The sequence below is a fragment of the Pontiella desulfatans genome (assembly GCF_900890425.1).
Taxonomy (GTDB): domain Bacteria; phylum Verrucomicrobiota; class Kiritimatiellia; order Kiritimatiellales; family Pontiellaceae; genus Pontiella; species Pontiella desulfatans.
The window spans coordinates 20,067-39,429 of record NZ_CAAHFG010000005.1 but is presented as its reverse complement, the minus strand read 5'-3'; the positions used below and the strand labels follow the sequence as shown (position 1 = coordinate 39,429).

18 protein-coding genes and 2 tRNA genes are annotated in these 19,363 nt (G+C 61.5%); 13 read left to right on the top strand and 7 right to left on the bottom strand.

Annotation, left to right across the window (positions count from 1 at the left end):
- Nucleotides 1-9: 9 nt before the first annotated feature.
- Nucleotides 10-330 carry a hypothetical protein gene (locus E9954_RS30530; protein WP_136083104.1) on the bottom strand — a complete coding sequence of 107 codons (321 nt, stop codon included), beginning with the start codon at nt 328-330 and terminating at the stop codon, nt 10-12.
- Between the two features lie 97 nt (nt 331-427).
- On the opposite strand from E9954_RS30530, the gene E9954_RS30525 reads away from it, so the two are divergent.
- Nucleotides 428-1,303 carry a S1C family serine protease gene (locus E9954_RS30525; RefSeq protein ID WP_136083103.1) on the top strand — a complete coding sequence of 292 codons (876 nt, stop codon included), beginning with the start codon at nt 428-430 and terminating at the stop codon, nt 1,301-1,303.
- Between the two features lie 27 nt (nt 1,304-1,330).
- The gene (locus E9954_RS30520) at nt 1,331-1,531 is read left to right on the top strand and encodes a hypothetical protein (RefSeq protein ID WP_136083102.1); all 201 of its coding nucleotides are present in this window, start codon (nt 1,331-1,333) and stop codon (nt 1,529-1,531) included.
- A 96-nt stretch (nt 1,532-1,627) separates the two neighbouring features.
- Here the strand turns inward: E9954_RS30520 and E9954_RS30515 are convergent, their stop codons facing one another.
- Nucleotides 1,628-3,061, bottom strand: a complete 1,434-nt coding sequence (locus E9954_RS30515) for a sulfatase family protein (RefSeq protein ID WP_136083101.1) — start codon at nt 3,059-3,061, stop codon at nt 1,628-1,630.
- Nucleotides 3,062-3,208: 147 nt separating this feature from the next.
- Between E9954_RS30515 and E9954_RS30510 the strand changes: the two genes are divergently transcribed.
- Nucleotides 3,209-4,714, top strand: a complete 1,506-nt coding sequence (locus tag E9954_RS30510) for a sulfatase family protein (protein WP_222847379.1) — start codon at nt 3,209-3,211, stop codon at nt 4,712-4,714.
- A 5-nt stretch (nt 4,715-4,719) separates the two neighbouring features.
- On the opposite strand, the gene E9954_RS30505 is transcribed toward E9954_RS30510, so the two are convergent.
- From E9954_RS30505 to E9954_RS30495, 3 genes are all read right to left on the bottom strand, one after another.
- Entirely contained in the window at nt 4,720-5,829 is a 1,110-nt protein-coding gene (locus tag E9954_RS30505) for an ABC transporter ATP-binding protein (protein ID WP_136083100.1), read from the bottom strand.
- Between the two features lie 94 nt (nt 5,830-5,923).
- A tRNA-Gly gene (locus tag E9954_RS30500) sits at nt 5,924-5,998 on the bottom strand.
- 25 nt (nt 5,999-6,023) lie between these two features.
- Nucleotides 6,024-6,113: transfer RNA gene (locus E9954_RS30495), tRNA-Ser, on the bottom strand.
- A 140-nt stretch (nt 6,114-6,253) separates the two neighbouring features.
- On the opposite strand from E9954_RS30495, the gene E9954_RS34000 reads away from it, so the two are divergent.
- From E9954_RS34000 to E9954_RS30475, 5 genes are all read left to right on the top strand, one after another.
- Nucleotides 6,254-6,586 (top strand): DUF2946 family protein, encoded by a 333-nt coding sequence (locus E9954_RS34000; RefSeq protein WP_407947783.1) that lies wholly within the window; start codon nt 6,254-6,256, stop codon nt 6,584-6,586.
- A 63-nt stretch (nt 6,587-6,649) separates the two neighbouring features.
- A complete protein-coding gene (locus E9954_RS30490; protein WP_136083099.1) occupies nt 6,650-7,909 on the top strand; it encodes a zinc-regulated TonB-dependent outer membrane receptor in 1,260 nt (419 codons plus the stop codon).
- Between the two features lie 10 nt (nt 7,910-7,919).
- Complete coding sequence (locus E9954_RS30485) at nt 7,920-8,822, top strand: metal ABC transporter substrate-binding protein (RefSeq protein WP_136083098.1); 903 nt, start codon at nt 7,920-7,922, stop codon at nt 8,820-8,822.
- A 2-nt stretch (nt 8,823-8,824) separates the two neighbouring features.
- Nucleotides 8,825-9,502 (top strand): metal ABC transporter ATP-binding protein, encoded by a 678-nt coding sequence (locus E9954_RS30480; RefSeq protein WP_136083097.1) that lies wholly within the window; start codon nt 8,825-8,827, stop codon nt 9,500-9,502.
- Nucleotides 9,495-10,316, top strand: coding sequence for a metal ABC transporter permease (locus tag E9954_RS30475; protein WP_136083096.1), 822 nt, complete (start codon nt 9,495-9,497; stop codon nt 10,314-10,316). The genes E9954_RS30480 and E9954_RS30475 overlap by 8 nt, the downstream gene beginning before the upstream one ends.
- Here the strand turns inward: E9954_RS30475 and coaD are convergent.
- Both coaD and rsmD read right to left on the bottom strand, forming a co-directional pair.
- Entirely contained in the window at nt 10,303-10,788 is a 486-nt protein-coding gene (gene coaD / locus E9954_RS30470) for a pantetheine-phosphate adenylyltransferase (protein WP_136083095.1), read from the bottom strand. The genes E9954_RS30475 and coaD overlap by 14 nt on opposite strands.
- Complete coding sequence (rsmD, locus tag E9954_RS30465) at nt 10,785-11,342, bottom strand: 16S rRNA (guanine(966)-N(2))-methyltransferase RsmD (RefSeq protein WP_136083094.1); 558 nt, start codon at nt 11,340-11,342, stop codon at nt 10,785-10,787. Before rsmD ends, coaD begins: the two co-directional genes overlap by 4 nt.
- A 123-nt stretch (nt 11,343-11,465) precedes the next feature.
- On the opposite strand from rsmD, the gene E9954_RS30460 reads away from it, so the two are divergent.
- The 5 genes from E9954_RS30460 to E9954_RS30440 all read left to right on the top strand — a co-directional run bounded on the left by E9954_RS30460 (nt 11,466) and on the right by E9954_RS30440 (nt 19,325).
- Entirely contained in the window at nt 11,466-12,275 is an 810-nt protein-coding gene (locus E9954_RS30460) for a PaaX family transcriptional regulator C-terminal domain-containing protein (RefSeq protein WP_136083093.1), read from the top strand.
- Between the two features lie 100 nt (nt 12,276-12,375).
- Nucleotides 12,376-13,926, top strand: coding sequence for a DUF2397 family protein (locus E9954_RS30455; protein ID WP_136083092.1), 1,551 nt, complete (start codon nt 12,376-12,378; stop codon nt 13,924-13,926).
- Nucleotides 13,916-14,608, top strand: coding sequence for a DUF2398 family protein (locus E9954_RS30450; RefSeq protein WP_136083091.1), 693 nt, complete (start codon nt 13,916-13,918; stop codon nt 14,606-14,608). The genes E9954_RS30455 and E9954_RS30450 overlap by 11 nt, the downstream gene beginning before the upstream one ends.
- Before the next feature lie 2 nt (nt 14,609-14,610).
- Nucleotides 14,611-18,078 carry an ATP-binding protein gene (locus E9954_RS30445; protein ID WP_136083090.1) on the top strand — a complete coding sequence of 1,156 codons (3,468 nt, stop codon included), beginning with the start codon at nt 14,611-14,613 and terminating at the stop codon, nt 18,076-18,078.
- On the top strand, nt 18,075-19,325 hold the full coding sequence (locus E9954_RS30440; RefSeq protein WP_136083089.1) for a Wadjet anti-phage system protein JetD domain-containing protein: 1,251 nt from the start codon (nt 18,075-18,077) through the stop codon (nt 19,323-19,325). Before E9954_RS30445 ends, E9954_RS30440 begins: the two co-directional genes overlap by 4 nt.
- Nucleotides 19,326-19,363 lie beyond the last annotated feature (38 nt).

Below are 19,363 nucleotides of genomic sequence, written 5' to 3'. Positions count from 1 at the left end.
AACTGCACTTCAATCCAGCGTGTGGAAATCGTCGATATCGGTGTTTTCGAAGGTGAGGCGGCCTAGGCGGAGCTGGACGGTTTCGGCGTGGGGCGGCGGCAAGAGCAGGGAATCGAGCACGAGCTTGCCCTCGAACTCCTCTTCACACCCCCGCAACCGCAGGCGTACGCGGCGGTTGAGCACGATGCCGAACTTATCCTCCACCCGCTGGACGGCGACCTTTTGCTCGGAATGGAACTGAAACCAGCCCTCCTCGCCCAAATCGCGCGGGAATTCGAGCAGGTCGTCCGACACAAAGTTAAAATCCAGCTGGTTCCTAGAATCTTCCATTGGGCCGAAAGATAGACGAATCAGACCCGTTTGAAAATTGGCTTTCCATTTTTTCCACAGTCTGGAAAATCAACGTCTTTAACAAGAGAGGTTTGCCATGAAAAAAAGATTTCCCCTTCTGGCCCTGTTTGGTTGCCTGGCCCTGACCGGCTGCGTGTCGCTGGACGAGGAAAAGAACAAGCCCGACACCCCCGTACAACTCTTCTCCCCCGCGCAGCAATTGAAAGGCGCCAAACCGCTCAACCTCTACGTCGACAGCCCACAGACCGTGGCGGACATCCCCCTGCGCTCGCGCACCATCCAGCACGTGGCCGCCGTGGCCGATCCCGCCGTGGTCAGCATCTATGTCCGCACCGCAACCCCGGTCAAGGTGCGGCTGATCCCGATCAAGTTTTCGTTCACCGGCATTCGGGCCTCGTTGCCGGGCATTGGCCTCGGTTCGGGATTCTTCATCCATCCCAGCGGCTACGTGCTTTCCAACGAACACGTCATCCGCAACGCCACCGATATCCGCATAATGACCTACAACGGCACCGACTATATCGCCCGGCTCGTGGCCTCCGACCCGGTCTACGACCTCGCCCTGCTCAAGATCGAATCGCCCAACCAGATTCCCTTCGCCTTTATTCCGATCGGCGACTCCAACGCCATCCGGGGCGGCGACCATGTGATTGCCGTGGGCAACCCCCTCGGCTTCGGCCATACGGTCACGGCGGGGATCATCAGCCATACCGGCCGCAGCCTGTTCGAGGAAAAGGATCCGGCCGGCCGCTATGTCCGCTATCTGCAGACCGACACCGCCATCAATCCCGGCTCATCGGGCGGCCCGCTCATCACGCTCACCGGGGCGTGCGTTGGCGTCAACACGGCCCAGATTGCCGACAGCCAGGGCATCGGGTTCACGGTTCCCAGCTCCCAGGTGAAGGAATTCCTCTCCAATGTGCTTGAGGGGAAAGGCAAAACCGTTGAATAATCCACCGTTCACATTAGGAGAACGTCCATGAAAGCATCCATCATTCTTTTCAGCCTTGCCGCCGCCACCGTCCTTTCCAGCGGTTGCGTCCAGCGCACCGTCATCAAACAAACGGAGCATCGTGGTGCGCAGCCCTCCAACAGATCGTTCGGCTCCGACCCCCACGACGAAATCAAGTCGAAGGAAACCATCTGGTTCTGGCAAAAAGGCTTCCGCAAACCCCAATAAACCATGGGTGGGCGCATCCATTCCGGCATGGCGGTTTGCGCACTCGCCATAGGCGATGGCCTGAGGTTGCTGGAGCAGGCGGAATAGGCGGATCGGCTACTTGTTCTTCTTTTTTCCGGCCTTGGGCGTGGTGGCGCCGGGCCCCTTCCAGGGATCGCCCGGCTTGTACGACGGATCGTTGTAGTCGGCGCCGGCATGGCTCTTGCGGAAGCTGGCCAGCATGCCGTCGAGCTCCTTCCGCATGCGCTCCATCCGCTCCGGGTGGGCGGCGGCCACATTGTTTTCCTCGGCCCAATCCTTGGAGAGGTCGTAGAGCTCGCTCCCGGGCATCTTCAGCTTAAAGCCATCCTTGACCAGCGAGGCTTCGTTGCCGCGCACAAAGGGAATACCGGTTTCACGTTCGGGGGTCTTGCCGGTGAGGATCCCCAAGATGTCCTGCCCGTCGATCGGGCGCGCATCGGGCATTTGGTAGCCGACGAGATTCTTGACCGTCGGGAAATAGTCCAGCGTGGAGAGCGGCGATCCCACCACGGACCCCGGCTGGATTTTTCCCGGCCAGGCGGCCAAGGCCGGCACACGCACCCCGCCGTCGTAGAGCGCCCGCTTGCGGCCGCGCAGTCCGTTGGTCACGCCTTGGCGCCGGCCCTTGGGGGCGGCGCCTTCGGGCCCGTTGTCGGAGCAGAAAAAGAGCAGGGTGTTTTCGGCCACGCCGAGTTTTTCGAGCGTCTGGCGAATGCGGCCGACCTGCTCGTCGAGTTCGGTGATGCAGCCGTAGTAGTGTGCCCCCTCGCCGTGGCCTTCATACATGTCCAGATAGTCCGGCCCCGCCTCGATATCCTCGTGCGGCGCGTGGAACCACACGACGGAAAGGAACGGCTTGCCTTCGGCCACGGCCTTTTCCATGAACGGCACGGCTTGGTCGACCACCACGCGTGCCGCGCCGCCGGCCAGACGGGGATCGTCCGGGGCCAGCGCCTTGCCATCGTCGTAGAACGGATTGTTCTTCGAGCGGTTGCCGCTTCCCGGATTCCAGGTATTGACGGCCGATTCAGTTACGAACGAGCGATCATAGTCGCGCTGCCACGGCGGCGCAAAGTTTTCGACCGGCTTGCGGCCCGTCCCCTTGGAGGAAACCACTTTGTCGAGGGTGCCGAGGTGCCACTTGCCGAAGTGGCCGGTGGTGTAGCCCTTGCTTTTGAGCATGCTGGCCAGGGTGATTTCCTGTTTCGGCAAATGCCCGGCATTGGCCGTCCAGATGCCGAAACGGTGATGGTGCCGCCCGGTCAGGCACGTGCCGCGCGTCGGCGAGCAGACCGAGTTGCCGGCGTAGAAATGGGTTAGCTTAACGCCGTCCCTCGCCATCTGGTCGAGGTTCGGCGTTTTGATGATGGTGTTGCCGTTGAAGCCGGTGTCGCCATAGCCAAGGTCGTCGGCCATCATGAGAATAATGTTGGGTTGCCGGTCGGCCTCGGCCCGCGCCCCCAAAACCGATACCGCCGCAGCGGCCGCCAAAAAACATCGTCTGAGCATCTTTTCCCCTGTTCAATTTACGGTGCGGTATCCATTGGGTAGACGCGCCAACCCAGCCATGCTGGACACCGGGCAATGCCGGCTGTCCCTGTTTTTCCCGCAGGGACGTCGTTTAATTATAACAATCCTTTAACCAGGGGGACGTAAGTGAAAACCGCACCAACCATCGCCATCGGGCTGGCACTTGCCGCCGTTCTTGTTTCGCAGGCCGAAAAACGGCCCAACATCATTTTCCTCATGGCGGACGACCAGAGCACCTACACCCTCGGTTGCTACGGCAATCCCGATGTGCAGACGCCGAACATCGACCAGCTGGCCTCCGACGGGATCGCCTTCGACAACCACTACGACACCACCGCCATCTGCATGGCCTCGCGCGCCACCGTGATGACCGGCATGTATGAATACAAGACCGGCTGCAACTTCTCGCACGGCGACATGCTGAAGGAAACGTGGCAAAAATCCTACCCCATGCTACTGCGCGAGGCCGGCTACATGACCGCCTTCGCCGGCAAATTCGGCTTCGATCTCAAGGATGGCCCCGAGGGGAAGCGCCTGCCCCTGCCGGCACCCGATTTTGACCGATGGGGCGGCGGCCCCGGCCAGACCAACTATGAAACCGCGAAGAACAAATCGATGGCGGCCTACGCCGGGGAATATCCCCACTCCACCCTCTCCTACGGCGCGTTCGGGCGCGACTTCATCCGCGATGCCGCCAAGGCCGGCAAGCCCTTCAGCCTCTCGATCAGCTTCAAGGCACCGCACAAACCCGCCTCCCCCGATCCGCGGTTCGACGACGTCTATGCCGGAAAAACCTTCACGAAGCCCGCCAACTACGGCCGCGAAAACGGGGAACATTTTTCCCGGCAAAGCCAGCATGACCGGCAGTACGAGCGCTTCCATTCCTGGAACTATTCCGACCAGTATGACGAGGTGATGGCCACCTACCACCAGCAGATCCATGCCATCGATGTCGCCGTCGGCATGATCCGCCAGGCGCTGGAGGAACACGGCGTGGCCGGAAACACCGTCATCATCTACACCTCCGACAACGGCTTTTTCTGCGGCTCCCACGGCTACGGCTCCAAGGTGCTGCCCTACGAAGAGAGCTCGCGTGTTCCCATGATCATGTTCGATCCCCGCCACCCCAACTCCGGCAAGAAGCTGCGCTCTAAAGGCCTCACCGGCAACATCGACTTCGCCCCCACCATCCTCAAGCTCGCCGGTTTGCCGGCTCCCGCCAACATGGATGGCGGCGACCTGACCGAGCTATATGCCAACCCCAAGGGCGACATCCACGATGCCCTCTCGCTCATCAATGTCTGGGGCAAGCCGGCAACCCACGCGTTGGCCGTGGTTACCAAGGAGATGAAATACATCCACTGGGGCTATGCCGCCGAGGGCTTCGAAGTCACCGAGGAACTCTACCACCTCGGCAAGGATCCGCTCGAGCTGGTCAACCAGGCCGGAAACCCCGAATACCGACAGGCGCTGGAAACCCTGCGCAAGACCTACGATGCCCGGCTGGCCCACTGGAAAGCCGAGGCCGTGCCCTACCACAACTACCAACCCTACGGCACCATCTTCGACCGCCACGTCCCCTGGGCCGAAAAGGAAACACAGGCCCGCACGAAGGGTAAAAAGAAAAAGTAGCCCGGCTAACTATGGGTCATGGTGAGGTTTTGTTCCGTCTCCGCATCGAAGATGTGGGCCCGCTCCATGTCGGGCACCACGGTGAAGGCGTCGCCCAGCGACGAGGTATGATGCGGATCGAGGCTCACGGTGAACCGGTGTTCGCCGCTGGTAAGATGCACCAGGGTTTCTTCCCCCAACAGCTCGGAAACCTCCACGTCGCCCGTAAAAAAGGTTTCGGCATCTGGCCGATCGGCCGCGGTCCAGAACGCCTTGGGCCGCAGCCCCAGGCACACCTGCTTGCCAAGGTGGCCGCGCACCTGGCCATATTGCCGTTCGGCGACCGGCGCCCTGACCGTCTGGCCATCGAACCAGATCCGCCCGCCTTCCTCGACCAGCACACCTGCCAGGATGTTCATGGGCGGCGTGCCGATGAACCGGGCAACAAACAGCGACGCCGGCGAGTCGAAAACCGCCGTCGGCCGGCCGACCTGCTCAATCACCCCGTCGCGCATGATGCAGATGCGGTCGCCGAGTGTCATGGCCTCGATCTGGTCGTGCGTGACATAGATCATGGTCGTTGCAACGCGCTTATGCAGTTGCAGGATTTCCTTGCGCATTTCGACGCGCATCTTCGCATCGAGGTTCGAAAGCGGTTCATCGAACAGGAAGACGGCGGGTTCGCGGACAATCGCGCGGCCCATGGCCACGCGCTGGCGCTGCCCCCCCGAGAGCGCCTTCGGCTTGCGGTGGAGATAGTCCTCCAGCCCCAGGATGCGGGCGGCCTCTTCGACGCGCCGGTTGATCTCGTTCTTCTTGATCTTCCGCAGCTTGAGCCCGAAGGCCATGTTGTCGCGCACGCTCATGTGGGGATAGAGCGCATAGTTCTGGAAGACCATGGCAATGTCGCGGTCCTTCGGCGGCACATCGTTCACCAGCCGGTTCCCGATCCTCACGTCGCCCTTCGAGATTTCCTCCAGGCCGGCCACCATGCGCAAGGTCGTGGACTTGCCGCAACCCGACGGGCCCACCAGCACCAGAAACTCGCCGTCCTCGATCTCAAGATTGAAATCGTTGACCACCGCCACATCATCGGCATAGATCTTATAGACGTTCTTCAGGCTGACTTTCGACATGCTTCGCTCCTACATGGAACACCCACGCTACCGCAGAAGGTTTCCCGAAACAACCAAAAGAAAAACCCGCTCCGGAACCGGAACGGGTTTAGAATGGAGCGAGCGAAGAGATTCGAACTCTCGACATTCACCTTGGCAAGGTGAAGCTCTACCACTGAGCTACGCTCGCTTGATTTGTTTCGTTCCCAACTTAATGGCGGAGAGGGGGGGATTCGAACCCCCGGTACAGTTACCCGCACACGCGCTTTCCAAGCGCGCTCCTTAAACCACTCAGACACCTCTCCTAAATGGAACGAGTCGGGAAAGCTACACACTTCGTTTTCGGAAAGCAACCGGGTTTTTCGGTTAATTCCCACCTCAAATAGTACCATTTCAGTATCCAACGAACTTGACCTCTCGCGGGGAATCCTGTTTGTTTCGCGGCGTGAAATCAATCCGCACATTTTTAAGCCTGCTCTATCTGCTACTGATGGTCTTGCTGCCATGGATGCATATGCCCTTGCATGCAGACGTCAGCGAGGCTACCACCTGCGCGTCGGGTTGCGGACACCACGAAACGCCGGCCGATGATTCGGATGAACACGACGATTGCGGCCTTTGTAATCTGGCCGTTGTCCAGGCCGAACTTCCCCGGGTCTTACTTGTTCCGAAAGCACTTCACGTCTTTTCCGAGGGTTGGAAAGCCACCCCCACTTCCTATAGCGCGCAAGTTTCACAGCCGCACCAGGCGCGCGCCCCTCCGTTTAGGTCTGTTTAGCCCCAACGCTACCCCCCTGCCTCGGCAGGATCATACAGACCTATATTCAACAACGGAGAAAAAATGAAATATCCCCATTCAACCGCCATCGTATTGGCGGGTACTTTACTGGCTTTTAACGCATCCGCCCAAGAAGAGGCGGAGACCACTGTACCCACAAGAAATGATTCCACCAGTGCGCTTAGCGCATTCAATCCGGCCGTTTCGGCCATCGTCGACATGTTTTACTACTACGAGGATTCCGAAGAGGGCCTCTCCCACATGAAGGGAGAGATGCCCGGCTTTGGTGGCCATGGACACGCCGACGAGCACGACCACGAACATGGTGGCAAGGAAAATGGCTTCAACCTGAACCATATCGAGCTGACCTTCTCTGCCGAAGTGGATAACTACTTTAAGGCAATGGCCAACGTTGCCGTTTCGGAAGATGGTGCCGAGATTGAAGAGGCCTGGGGGGAAACCACCGGGTTGCCGTGGGGCTTCCAGGCGAAGGCCGGTAAGTTCTACAGTGATTTTGGCTACATCAACGCTCAGCATTCGCACGAATGGGACTTCAGTGACCAACCGCTGATCCATGAGCTCTCCCTCGGCTCGCACGGCCTGAACGACAAAGGCGTCCAGTTGAGCTGGCTCGCACCGACCCCGGTTTTCCTGCTGTTCGGTGCAGAGGTCTTCCAGGGCGACAATGAAAACATGTATGTTCAGGAAGACGCCGAAGAACTGCCGGACAATGATGGCCCGAACCTGGGCGTGGGCTGGGTGAAACTCGCTCCGTTCCAATTTGAAAAGAGTGAACTCCAGCTTGGTCTGTTCGGGGCGTCCGGCAGCCAGCAGGAAATCCATGAAGAAGGCGGAGGAACAAACTACTTCGATGGCGTCAACTGGTTTGCCGGTGCCGATGCCGTCTACAAGTTTGATTCCGGCAAGCCCTACGGGCAGGGCGATGCCATCGTTCAGGCCGAATATTTCTATCGCAACAAGGATCTCGACCTTCAAAATGGAACGGGCGCTTTGACCGGTGCGCAAGATGGCTATTATCTGCAGGGAACCTATGGAATCCTGCCCCGCTGGCGGGGTGGTCTCCGATGGGAACAGGTGGGCCTGACGAACGAAGAACAGGAACCGGGAGAAGCAAAAGAAAAGTTCGGCGAAAGCTGGCGCGCATCGGCCATGCTTGACTTCCGCCCTTCGGAATTCTCCCAGATTCGCTTCCAGGTGAACAATGGGGACTACGATCTCGGCGACGAAGGGATTGAGAATGTTTGGGAAGCCTATGTTCAGCTGACGTTCTCCATCGGCGCCCACGGCGCCCACAACTTCTAGGAGGCATGCCATGTTTAAGAAAACACGGTTCCCCCTACTGATGCTCACGCTTTCAACCACCGCGTTCGCCGGCCAGTTGAAGGTGGTTGCAACCACCGCCGACCTCGCTTCCATCGCCCGCGAAATTACGGGCGACCTGGCGAAGGTCGATTCGATCTGCACCGGGAAGCAGGATCCCCACCACCTGCAGGCGCGGCCGAAATATGTGATGATGGCGCGCGGCGCCGACCTGTGGATCCGCACCGGCATGGAACTGGAGGTCGGTTGGGAAATGCCGGTGATCGACGGGTCGCGCAACCGCGGGATCCGCCCCGGGCAACCCGGGCACCTCGACGCCTCGGCGCACATCCACAAGCTGGAGGTTCCGGAGGCGAGCATGCTTTCGCGCGCCATGGGCGACGTGCATGCGCAAGGCAACCCGCACTATCTGATCGATCCCGAGAACGCAAAGCATGTCGCCGCCGACATTGCCGCGCGCCTCGCCCGGCTCGACCCGAAGAACGAGGAGGCCTACAAGGCCAATGCGGTGCGCTTCCAGCAGGAGGTCGACCGCCGCATGGAAGACTGGAAGGCAAAAATGGAACCATTCCTCGGCAAGCCGGTCGTGACCTACCACAAGAGCTGGATCTACTTCTGCCACCGATTCGGTATCCGGATCGCGATCGAGCTGGAGCCAAAGCCGGGCATTCCGCCTAGCCCGACCCACCTCACCCGCGTGGTGCAAACGGTGCAGGCGGAAAAGATCGGCGTCATCCTGCAGGAGCCGTGGTACAGCACAAAGGCCGCCGACCGCGTGGCTGAAAAGACCGGTGCGCGCGTGGTCGTGGCGCCAACCTCCACCGGCGGCGATCCGGCGGCGACGGACTATTTCTCGCTGATCGACCTGATCGTGCAACGGCTGGCCGGGGAATAGCCATGGGTGGATCGATCATTGTTTGCAAGGATGTTTGCGTGGCCTATGGCCGGCAGGAGGTGCTGCACAACGTCAACCTCGAGATCCCGCGCGGCGCATTCCTGCCCTTCATCGGTTGCAACGGTTCGGGCAAGACCACCCTGCTGCGCGCCATCCTGGGATTGGTTCCGCTACGGCGGGGGCTGATTGAAACCCCGTTCGACCGGGCGCCGGCCGGCTATGTCCCGCAACATAAGGTGATCGATCCGCTCTACCCCGTGTCCGTCCGCCAGATTGTCGAGATGGGGCTCTATCCACGGCGGCGGCGCTTCCGCCGCCTCGACGAGGAGCAGCGCAACGCTTCCGCCGCCGCGCTCGAACAGCTCGGCCTCGCGGAACACGCGAAAAAAAACTTCCGGGAACTGTCGGGCGGCATGAAGCAGAAGACGCTGATCGCGCGGGCGCTCGTTAGCGGTTCGGAGGTTATCGTCATGGACGAACCGACCTCCGAACTCGATGAACAATCCGAAAACGAAGTGCTCAGCCACCTGGTCGAACTCAACGCGCAGCGCGGCATCACGGTCTTGATGGTTCACCACAACCGCGAGTTGGTGGAGCGGTTCACCCACACCATGTGCCGCATCCAGCGCGGCAACGCGGAGATCGTTTCGACCGGCAAAGGAGGTGGCGACAATGCATGACGCCATGCAATGCCTCTACTGCCAGTTTCCCGAAGCGCTGCGCGCCGGCCTGCTTATTTCCGCCGTCTGCGCCATGCTCGGCGTGTTCGTGATCCTCAAGCGCGCGGTGTTCATTGGCATCACGCTTTCGGAGGTGGCGACCTGCGGCGTGGCCGCCGCGTTCCTGCTGGGCATCCCGCCTTTTGCCGGCTCGCTGGCGCTGGTGCTTGCGGCCGTCGGCGCGCTCGCCATCCCGTTCGACAACCAGCGCATCCCGCGCGACACGCTGATGGGCATCATCTTCATCGCCGCCTCGGCGCTTGCGGTGCTGCTGGTTTCGAAAAGCGGCACCGGACTGATGGAGGTCAACGCGGTGCTGTATGGCGACCTGATCCTCGCCTCCAAAAAAGAGCTGGCCATCCTCTTCGCGGTACTGGTTCCCGCGCTGGCGGGATTCCTGCTGTTCCTGCGCCCCTCCCTCTACAGTTTCCTCGACCGCGAGGCGGCCAAGGTGCTCGGCATCAGGACATGGATTTGGGAAACGCTGTTTTTCCTGATGCTCGGCGCGGTGATTTCCGCCACGTCGCAGATTGCCGGCGCGCTGCTGGTGTTCTGCTATCTCGTCGTATGCCCGGCCACGGCGCTGGTGCTGAGCAAGCGCATCAAGGTGGTGCTGGCTCTCGCCCCGTTGCTCGGGATGCTGGCCACGTTCCTCGGAATGGTCGTTTCATTCAACTACGACCTGCCCACCAACCAAACCATCTGCATCATCGCCTGCATCCTGTTCGTGGTTGGCGCAGGCGTGAAGCGGCTGGTTTCGCTCAGCCTGCGCTGAAGCGCGCCTTCAGCGCGGCCTGCACCGGCGGCGGCACGAACAACGACGTGTCGCCGCCCAGCTGGGCCACTTCGCGGACGTTGCTGGAACTGACGTAGGAATAGTCCTGCTTCGGCATCAGGAAAACGGTCTCCAGTTTCGGCCTGAGCTTCCGGTTGGTGAGCGCCATCTGGAATTCATACTCGAAATCCGAAAAGGCACGCAGGCCGCGGACAATCACCTTAACATCCTTGGATTCGGCGAAATCAACCAGCAACCCGCTGAAGCTATCGATTTCAATTCCGGCAAGGTGGGCGGTCGATTGCTTCACCAACTCGATGCGCTCTTCCAGGCCGAACAGCGGGTTCTTGCCGGGATTGGTCGCCACCCCGACCACCACGCGCGGGAAAACACGCGCCGCGCGCTCGATTACGTCGAGGTGTCCCATGGTGATGGGATCGAAAGTTCCGGCACATACGGCGGCTTCGTTCATTCTGCATCCTTATTCAGTTTCATTATGAGGACGCGTGTTTTCCCATAACGCTTGTCGCGCACAATGTTCCAATGGGAGGAAACAACCGGATCGCCCTTCGAACGCATCTCGTACACCAGGATTCCGTCCCCTGTCAAAACCGAATGCCTTGCAATCCCCTCCAAGGTGTTGGCCATGGCATCCGGCAGATCGTAGGGCGGATCGGCCAGGATTAGGTCATAGGGCCCCCCCGCCCGTTCCAGCCACCGGACGGCATCGCCCTTGAAGCACTTGGTCGGCCCCAGCCCCTCATCCTCCAGCGACTCAATGTTCGCCTGTAGATTGCGGAAGACCTGCGGATGCTGCTCCACAAAGGTGACCGACGCCGCACCCCGGCTCCAGGCCTCCAGGCCCAGCGCCCCCGATCCGGCAAACAAATCCAGCACCTTCAACCCCGCGCAGCTTCCGCCCAGCGAAGAAAACACCGCCTCGCGCACCGACTCCATCGTCGGCCGCACCTCGCTCTCCGGCACATTGAACCGCCGGTTCCTCAATAGTCCACTTGTAATCCTCATCCCCAACACCCTACCGGAAACCTCCCCGATGAAAATCCAATTCCGCACAACTCCCGTCACGCCTGCGCTCACGATCGTGAGCACAGGCGTGACATCCGGAAAACCACGTGCTATTTTCCGCGCATGAATTGGGACACCTTCCACCACCCCGACGTTTCGTTGCCGGTGATTCGCCGGCGGACAAGGGATGAGCTCATCATCCTGCTTTCAGAAACCGCCGCGTTCTTCCTTTCGCGCGGAGCCAGCGATCTCTACGGCCACTGCTACCCCAACCAACGCGCCTACCACTCCTCTGTCGCCCGTCTCAAGAAGAGCGGGCTCGTTGCCCATCTGCACCGCGACGGCTCGCTGCCAAGCCTAAGGCTGACCGACGACGGGAAGGCGGCCATCCCGGACTATTACCGCCCCCGTGAATTCTGGGAAACGAGATGGAACAAGCGTTGGTATGTGCTCATGTTCGACGTCCCCGAGCGGGAACGCGCCTACCGCGACCACCTTCGGTCCTTCCTGAAACAGAGGCACTTCGGCTGTCTCCAGAAAAGCGTGTGGGTCACGCCGCGGGACGTGCGCCCTGAATACGACGACCTCGAACGCGCGGCCGCCGTGGATAGCGTGGCCTTCCTGTTCGAGGCACAAACCGTTCTTGGCCACGGCGCCCAATCGGTGGTCCGGCATGCCTGGAACTTCGACCAACTCGAAGCCCTGCAGGGCGAATACATCCGGTTCGTCGACCGCAACCTGGAAAAACTCGGGAGCCATGCCGGCGGCGAGGCGGAACTCGTGCAGCTGCTTCGGATGGATAACCTCGCCTACTCCCAGGCCATGGCGCTCGACCCGCTGCTGCCCGAAGAGCTCCACCCTGCCGGCTACTGCGGCAAGGAGGCCTTCGCAAAACACAACCAGCTCGTCCAAGCCACCGCCTCCCTCCTTTAGCCAACACGTCCGTGCTCACGATCGTGAGCGCGGACGTGCTTGACGGTTCCTTGCAAAAGACGATGGAATCCGCGTTGCAGGATCTGTAGATTGGTTTGCCATGAGTGCGGAAGAGGAAAGCGAGGCCAGGCGGCTTCTACAGGAAAGCAATCCGAGGCAATTGCCGGCGGATGCGGGGACGCTATTGCTGCGGCATCAGAATCCGAATCTCGGCCATCTGATCGGCGCGGAGCGGTCGGCGTTCTACCTGAACATCCTCTATGGCCTGCTGCTGTTCCGGCGCAGCCACGAGTTGGAGCCGCTGCACGAGGATATTTTCCAGTTTGTCCTGCCCGCCCAACAGGTGGAGGCCGACGACGGCTACGATGCGAACGCCTTCAACCAGGATATGCGGCAGCTCGAAAAATGGGAGCTGGTTACCCAACGCATCGAGCGGGAGCGGCTGCGGGGCTATAAGGACACGCGCCGCCGCAAGTTCCGCTACCGCATCTCCAACCCGGCGCTTTCGTTCCTGCAATGGCTCGAAGACCAATTGCGCGCCGCCATCGAACCCGAGGGCGCGGACACCCGCAACCTGCTCGAAGAGGCCGCCGGCGGCGTGCGCGAACTCCAGCGCACACTCAACAAGATCCAGAAAACCAAGCCCGATCCCGACAAGGCGCGCACGGCCACCTACCAGCTCTCCCGCATCGGGCACCTTGCGCTCGACATCAACCATTCGCTGGCCGACTTCAACACGCGGCTGGTGGCCTTCACGCTGGAGCGCTACGACATTGCCACCGCGCAGGCCATCCTGAACGAGCTCCAACACTTCCTCGAAAACTATATCAACCGCATCCAAATCCTGCGCCGCGAAATCGTGCCCGAGCTCGAAAACCTCGCCTCCCCGCGCTTCAAGCCCAAGTGGGAACTCTGCAAAACGCTGATGGAGGACGAGATCAAGCACTCCTCCATGCTGATGCGGGGCCGCACCATTCCGGATGCCCGCCAGGAAATCGACCGGCTCATCCGCTTCTACGAACTCGGCGGGCAGCTCGACCAGCTCTGCGCGCGCATCCGCGCCTCGGCGCAAAGCGTCTGGCGCAAGCTCTACACCCACCTGCGCGAGCTCGAACGCAAGAGCCACCGCATGGAAGACCTGCGCGACCGCATTGCCGAGATGGCCGCATGTTCCGGCGAACACGGCTTTGCGGGGTTCATCAACCAGCTCATCGCCCCGGCCCGCATGGTGGCGGACATGCACTATTGGGATGCCGCCGAAAAGGCCGACCCACCCCAGCCGCGGCAGGAGCAGCACACGGTCCGGCAGGCGCCGATCGGCTACCTCAAGCCCAAGCCCAAGGGCGATGCCTCCTCCATCCGCTCCCTCAACGACGAAAAGATCCACCGCTTGCGAAGATGGATCGAGGCCACCCATGCCGAACTCCCGGCCGCCCTCTCCCAGGGCGGCTACACCGGTTTTTCCGACCAGGCCTCGCTGATCGAACTCGCCCGCAACGGCCTGCTCGGCAATGGCCGCAACCTCGCCAAGGTGGATCTCAAACTCGAAACCACCGCCACGCCGGCCGGCGTCGAAATCGACGAGAGGCTGCTTGAATTCAAGGAACTGATGGTCTCCAAGGCCAACAAGGAACAAGACAATGGACACTGATTTCCAGCGGCCGAACTCGATGGCCGACCTGCTCGAACGCTACCGCGACCGCGTGCAGCCCGTGCTCAACATCCTGCTTGAAAGCCCCTATTTCTACCCCCAGGACAACGACGACGCCTTCCGCTTCCTCGCCCGCCACAAGCACGAGTTCGCCCGCTTCTTCGCCGACCACTTCGGCTGGGAGCTCATCATCGATTCCAAATGCGCGCGCGTCTACAAGCCCCTGTGGCACAACGAGGCCATCACCCCCGCCAACCGCGAACTCTTCAACTTTTCCAAGCGCGACGAGTGCATTGCCTTCATGCTCCTGCTCGAATTCTTCGAACACCAGCTGGAGGTCGAATCCATTACGGTGGACGACCACGAAAACCTGCGCTTCAAGTTTGGCGAACTGCTGCTCTACATCGTCCAGCGCTTCCACGAGCTCTATCCGCACAGCAAGGCCGACTATGCCGAGGAAGCCGTGCGCGCGCGGATCGTCCGCCCCATCATGCCGCAGCTCGAAAAACACCGCTTCCTCAAGAAAATCCCGCCGCCCAAGGACGAACCGATCGGCGACGACGACACCATCTACGAGGCCCTTCCGGCCCTCTACCACTACAACGTCGCCCGCCTCTCGCGCCCCGTGGACCACATCGAGGAAGCATCCGGCCCCGTTGCCGAAGCAGAGGAGGACGCATAACCATGCCCCCAACAAAACACAGCTTCCGCATCCGCAAGATTCGGATGATCAACTTCCACAACTTCACCAACGAAACCATCAAGGTGGAGAACGGCGGCCACCTGTTCCTGCTCGGCGACAACGGCTCCGGCAAGACCACCGTGCTCGACGCCGTCCACTATGTCATCACCGCCGGGCAATCGATGGAGTTCAACTCCGCCGCGCGCGTCGCCGGCAGCCGCAAGGATAGCGGCCGGCGTGTGCAGGGCATCGTGATGCGCTACAACACCGGGCCGGGCGTATTGAACCCGGCGGGCGAAGTCAGCTATGCCGCCATCGAACTCGAAGACACCCGCGGCAACCCGCTCGTGCTCGCCATGGGGCTCTCCTGCACCAGCATGGACGAGGCCATACAGCGCTGGGGCATCATCCGCTCCGGTACGCTGGAGGAGATCCCCTTCCTGATCGAGGAACTCAAGGGCACGCGCCCGCGCAACCGGCGCGAAATGAAGGCCGCGCTCGGGGGCAAGGGCTTCTATGGCCAGATCGGCGGCTACCGCCGCGACCTCGCCGCACGCCTCTTCGGCGACCACGCAACCTATGCCGAGGTCTGCAAATTCCTCTCCACCGGCAAGGCCTACCGCGAGATCGTCTCGCGCACCGCCGACTACCACCAGCTCTTCCGCGAGCTCCTGCAGGAGCCCGATCCCGATGTCTTCGAGAAGGTGATCGACCACCTCAAGACGCTCGACATCAGCCGGCAGGATCTGGACCGCATGCAGGAGCGCCTCGCCTTCCTGACCGAACTCACCTCGCTGCGCGGCTCCGTTGGCAACCTTCGCGGCCGGCAAGGCGCCCTGCGCTGGCTCGGCCACGACCTCCGGCAAAAGCAGCTCCACACGGAGCACGCCAACCTGGTCGAGGAAACCGAAGCCGAGAAAAACCGGCTCCAGGGGCTGGAGGCCGCCATCCGCAAAACCGAGCTCGACCTCGAGGCGCTGCGCGAACGCATCCACGAATTCAGCAACAAGGACCGGGAGGGCCTGGTGAAGCACCAGCAGCAGCTGGAGCACGAAGTACGGCGCGCCACCTCCGACCTCGAAGTCCTCCAGCTCGAATGGGAAAACCTTTCCGCCCGGCAGGCCGAACGCGACAAGGATCTCGGCAAGCGCCGCACCCAGCTCATCAAGGCGATCCGCAAGCGCTTCACCGCCGTCCACCGCGCCGCCGACGGTCTCACCATCTCGGCGCTGCCGGTGCTCAACGTGCTCGATGCCGCCGCATCCGACCCCTTCCCCGAACAACGGCTCGCCCGGCTCGACGCGCAGGCCGTGCGCCAGGAGGCCGACGACCAATTGATGCAGGCGCAGGGCAGCAAGCAGGAACAGCAGGCCCGGCTGGATTCGCTTTCGGAAAAGATCCACGCCCTCGAAATGCAGCTGGAAACCAAGCGACGTCAAGGCGAGTCGGAACCCAACATCGCCGGGTTTGCCGAAACCAGGCAACAGCTGGCCGAAAAAATGTTCGGCGCCCGCCCGCTCTACATGGGCCTCGAACCGCGCGATGGGATTGGCCGCAAGGAACTGTCGGTTCTGGAGCAGCTGATCGGCGAGGAGATCCTCGGCTCCTGGCTCACGGGGGAACACGAGGAAAACGCCGTACGGCGCCTGCTCTTCACCCAGTTTCCGGCGCAAACCCTCGCCGTGGTGGAGGAGAACGCCAACGACAAACTGGCCGACTGGATCCGGCACTGGTTCGATCCGGTAAAATCCGATCCCTTCGCCCTGATTGCGCTGCATCGCGAAATGGCCTCGGCCCATGCGCCCGAAACCAGGAAGCTCGACGACTTTGAATTTGTGCGCTTCCGCGCCCGTCAGCACAAGGTACACGGCAACCCGGTCCGGTTGATCGGCGCGGAAATGCGCCGCAAGCAGCTGGAGCTCGAAATCAAGGCCATCGAAGCCGAAATCAAGGCCGTCTCTTCCGAAAAGAAACTGGCCGAGGGCGCCTTGCAAAAAACCACGGCCCATATCGCCGCATTGCTTGGCCTGAAATCGACGCTCGAATTCCAGGAGCTTGCCTCCGAGGCCAACGCCACCATCGCCGCCTTCCACGAGGGGGAGCAACTCCGCATCCAGGCGGAAAGCACCTACGAACAGGTCAACCGGGCGGAGGAGGATTTGTCGGCGGCCCACGAAAAACTCGAAGATGTCCGCCTGCGGATCGAGAGCGAAGGGCTTCACGATCTCGAAGAGCGCATTGCCGACATGAAGAAAAAGCTCGCCCGCAAGGAAAAGCTGCTCAAGGACGATACCAAGGCCGCCGGCTTGCTCGAAGGCCAGATCAAGCGCGCCGCCGCCTTTGCCTCCGGCCTCGTCATGAGCATGCAGGAAGAACTCGCCAGGCAAGCCGAGGCCGAACAGGCGTTGCACTCCATCGGGGAGTTCGAAGACGCCGCAACCTTTGTTGCGCAACTGGTGGATAAGGCGGCCTATGCCGATGCGGGGCAGGCCGAAGCCGAATTCAACGAACTGTTCCAGGAAACCATCGTCAAGGAAACCGAGTTGCGCGGGCTGGCCACGGGCGCCGAAGGGCAAACCTTCCGGTTCGTCTACGACAAGCAAGCCAACACCCTCGTCGACCACCGCAGCATGTCGGCCGAACACGTGCTTGAAGACCTGTCGCGCAACTTCCACGAGCAGCAGGAAATCATTACCGAAGAGACGCGGAAGCTTTTCGAGCAGTTCATCATGCAGGATCTGCTCACCGCCCTGCGCGATCGCGTGAGCCGCCTGATGGATATGAGCCGCCGCATCAACAAGATTCTCAAGGAACGCGAGTTCGGCAACAACCGCTACGCCTTCAACGCCAAGCCGCTCGACCAGTACAAGCGGCTCTACAACCTCATCCGCAACTATTCCGAACTCTCCGCCGAAGACCCTGCGCGCGAACTCAAGGAATTCATCGAAGAGCACCAGGATGCCATCATCAACACCGAACCCGGCGATATGCCCGAGCTGCTCGACTACCGCAACTGGTTCCATTTCGAGCTGCAGGTCAAGACCGGCTCGGTCGATGGCATCGTGATGGACCGCAAGCAAAAGAGCATCGGCTCCGGCGGCGAGCAGGCCGTGCCGAACTACCTGCTCGTGCTCACCATCGCCCACTTCCTCTACGATGTGCCGGCCGTCAAGCTGCCGCTGCTGCTGTTCGACGAGGCGTTCTACGGCATCGATGCCCAGCGCCGCGACCAGCTGCTCGCCTTCGCCTCCGACCTCAACCTCCAGCTCTTCGTCGCCTCGCCCGACCAGGACGGCGTGAAGAAGGAAATCCCCTTCTCCACCTCGCTGTTCGTCATCAAGGACAAGGACTACAACATCCACCTCCACGACTTCCACTGGAAAAACCCCAAGGGCGGCACCCAGCAGGACCTGCTCGACCCCGAGGCCAATGAACCGCAAGCCGTCCACTTCGGCGAGGAACTTGAATGACCCCCGCCGGGCAGTGGAAGCAACGGTTGGAGCAAACGCCCGGCCTACGGGACTATCTTGAACCCGTTGCCAGGAAATGGGCGCGAGGGGCGGCGCTTCCCAAACGCATGACCCTCGGCGACGAACCCCAAGACCCCGCCGTCCGCGCCGCGCTCGACCGCCTCTTCGGGGGAGTCTCCTTTTCCAAGGGAAAAGTCGTTGCCACCCTCCCGGGCGCCCTGCGAAACGAGGAACAACTTTCGGCCCTCGCCACCGAACTCGGAATCGAGCGGGCAACCCCCAAAGCAAACACCGCCCCGGCCTCCATCCTCCGCCTGCGCCTCACGCACCCGCATCTTGACCGCATCCACGATTGGCTGGCGGATGCGCCGGAAATCGAACGGCTCCTTGCCCGCGATCCGGGAAAGGAAACACTTCTGCTGAAGCTGATGGAGACGGCCATCTTCCTCCTTCGGGAAGAACAGCCAACCACCCTCTCCAAATTGGGGGCGATGTTTTTCAACGATAGCAAGATCCTTCGCTCCGGCACCCCCCGGAAATTGCTGGGCGGCATAATGAACGCCCGGCTGGGTACCGAGGATACGCCCGGCAACCGCGAGATCGCCCTCCAGCAGTTCGGCGTCATCGACAACCCCGCCACCACCACCGTCACGCTCTTCGCACCGCTCGAACTCATTCGCGACGGCCAGCCGGATCGATGGATCGTTGAACGCTTCATCGCAGGGGAACCCGTCACCCTCAACAGCTACAACCTCGAAGGCGTCGAAGCGATCAGCCTGCGGACCGGCCACGAATCCGTCATCACCTCCGAAAACGCAGCCCCCTTCTACGAACTGGTCGCCGAACGCCCAAAGGCCATCCTCATCTACACCGGCGGCTACCCCAACGCCGCCGTCTGCCGCCTGCTCCGCCTCCTGGGCGAAGCCGGCGCGTCCTGCCGCCACTGGGGCGATACCGATCCAGACGGCTACCTGATCGCCGCGCTCATCGACCGCTACATCGATACCACCCTATACCGCTGCACCATCGACGACGTCATGCGCCATAAGGAGCACCTCAAGCCACTGGACTCCGCCAACTCCACGCGTGGGCGGCGCATCCTCAAGACCCAACCCCGCTTCAAGTTCCGCCAGGAACTGCAACTCACCCTCGACACCAACCAATGGCTCGAACAGGAACGGTGGCTCCCGGAATCCCGACACGTCCGCGCTCACGATCGTGAGCGCGGACGTGTCGGGCGGGGATGATCGCCCTGCTCGACAAAGATGGGGGGATGTGGTAGCAC

What these genes read in the sequence shown, in the direction of transcription:
- E9954_RS30530 (WP_136083104.1), bottom strand. Translation starts at nt 330, where the DNA reads ATGGAAGATTCTAGGAACCAGCTGGATTTTAACTTTGTGTCGGACGAC.
- E9954_RS30525 (WP_136083103.1), top strand. Translation starts at nt 428, where the DNA reads ATGAAAAAAAGATTTCCCCTTCTGGCCCTGTTTGGTTGCCTGGCCCTG.
- E9954_RS30520 (WP_136083102.1), top strand. Translation starts at nt 1,331, where the DNA reads ATGAAAGCATCCATCATTCTTTTCAGCCTTGCCGCCGCCACCGTCCTT.
- E9954_RS30515 (WP_136083101.1), bottom strand. Translation starts at nt 3,061, where the DNA reads ATGCTCAGACGATGTTTTTTGGCGGCCGCTGCGGCGGTATCGGTTTTG.
- E9954_RS30505 (WP_136083100.1), bottom strand. Translation starts at nt 5,829, where the DNA reads ATGTCGAAAGTCAGCCTGAAGAACGTCTATAAGATCTATGCCGATGAT.
- E9954_RS30490 (WP_136083099.1), top strand. Translation starts at nt 6,650, where the DNA reads ATGAAATATCCCCATTCAACCGCCATCGTATTGGCGGGTACTTTACTG.
- E9954_RS30485 (WP_136083098.1), top strand. Translation starts at nt 7,920, where the DNA reads ATGTTTAAGAAAACACGGTTCCCCCTACTGATGCTCACGCTTTCAACC.
- E9954_RS30480 (WP_136083097.1), top strand. Translation starts at nt 8,825, where the DNA reads ATGGGTGGATCGATCATTGTTTGCAAGGATGTTTGCGTGGCCTATGGC.
- E9954_RS30475 (WP_136083096.1), top strand. Translation starts at nt 9,495, where the DNA reads ATGCATGACGCCATGCAATGCCTCTACTGCCAGTTTCCCGAAGCGCTG.
- coaD (WP_136083095.1), bottom strand. Translation starts at nt 10,788, where the DNA reads ATGAACGAAGCCGCCGTATGTGCCGGAACTTTCGATCCCATCACCATG.
- rsmD (WP_136083094.1), bottom strand. Translation starts at nt 11,342, where the DNA reads ATGAGGATTACAAGTGGACTATTGAGGAACCGGCGGTTCAATGTGCCG.
- E9954_RS30460 (WP_136083093.1), top strand. Translation starts at nt 11,466, where the DNA reads ATGAATTGGGACACCTTCCACCACCCCGACGTTTCGTTGCCGGTGATT.
- E9954_RS30455 (WP_136083092.1), top strand. Translation starts at nt 12,376, where the DNA reads ATGAGTGCGGAAGAGGAAAGCGAGGCCAGGCGGCTTCTACAGGAAAGC.
- E9954_RS30450 (WP_136083091.1), top strand. Translation starts at nt 13,916, where the DNA reads ATGGACACTGATTTCCAGCGGCCGAACTCGATGGCCGACCTGCTCGAA.
- E9954_RS30445 (WP_136083090.1), top strand. Translation starts at nt 14,611, where the DNA reads ATGCCCCCAACAAAACACAGCTTCCGCATCCGCAAGATTCGGATGATC.
- E9954_RS30440 (WP_136083089.1), top strand. Translation starts at nt 18,075, where the DNA reads ATGACCCCCGCCGGGCAGTGGAAGCAACGGTTGGAGCAAACGCCCGGC.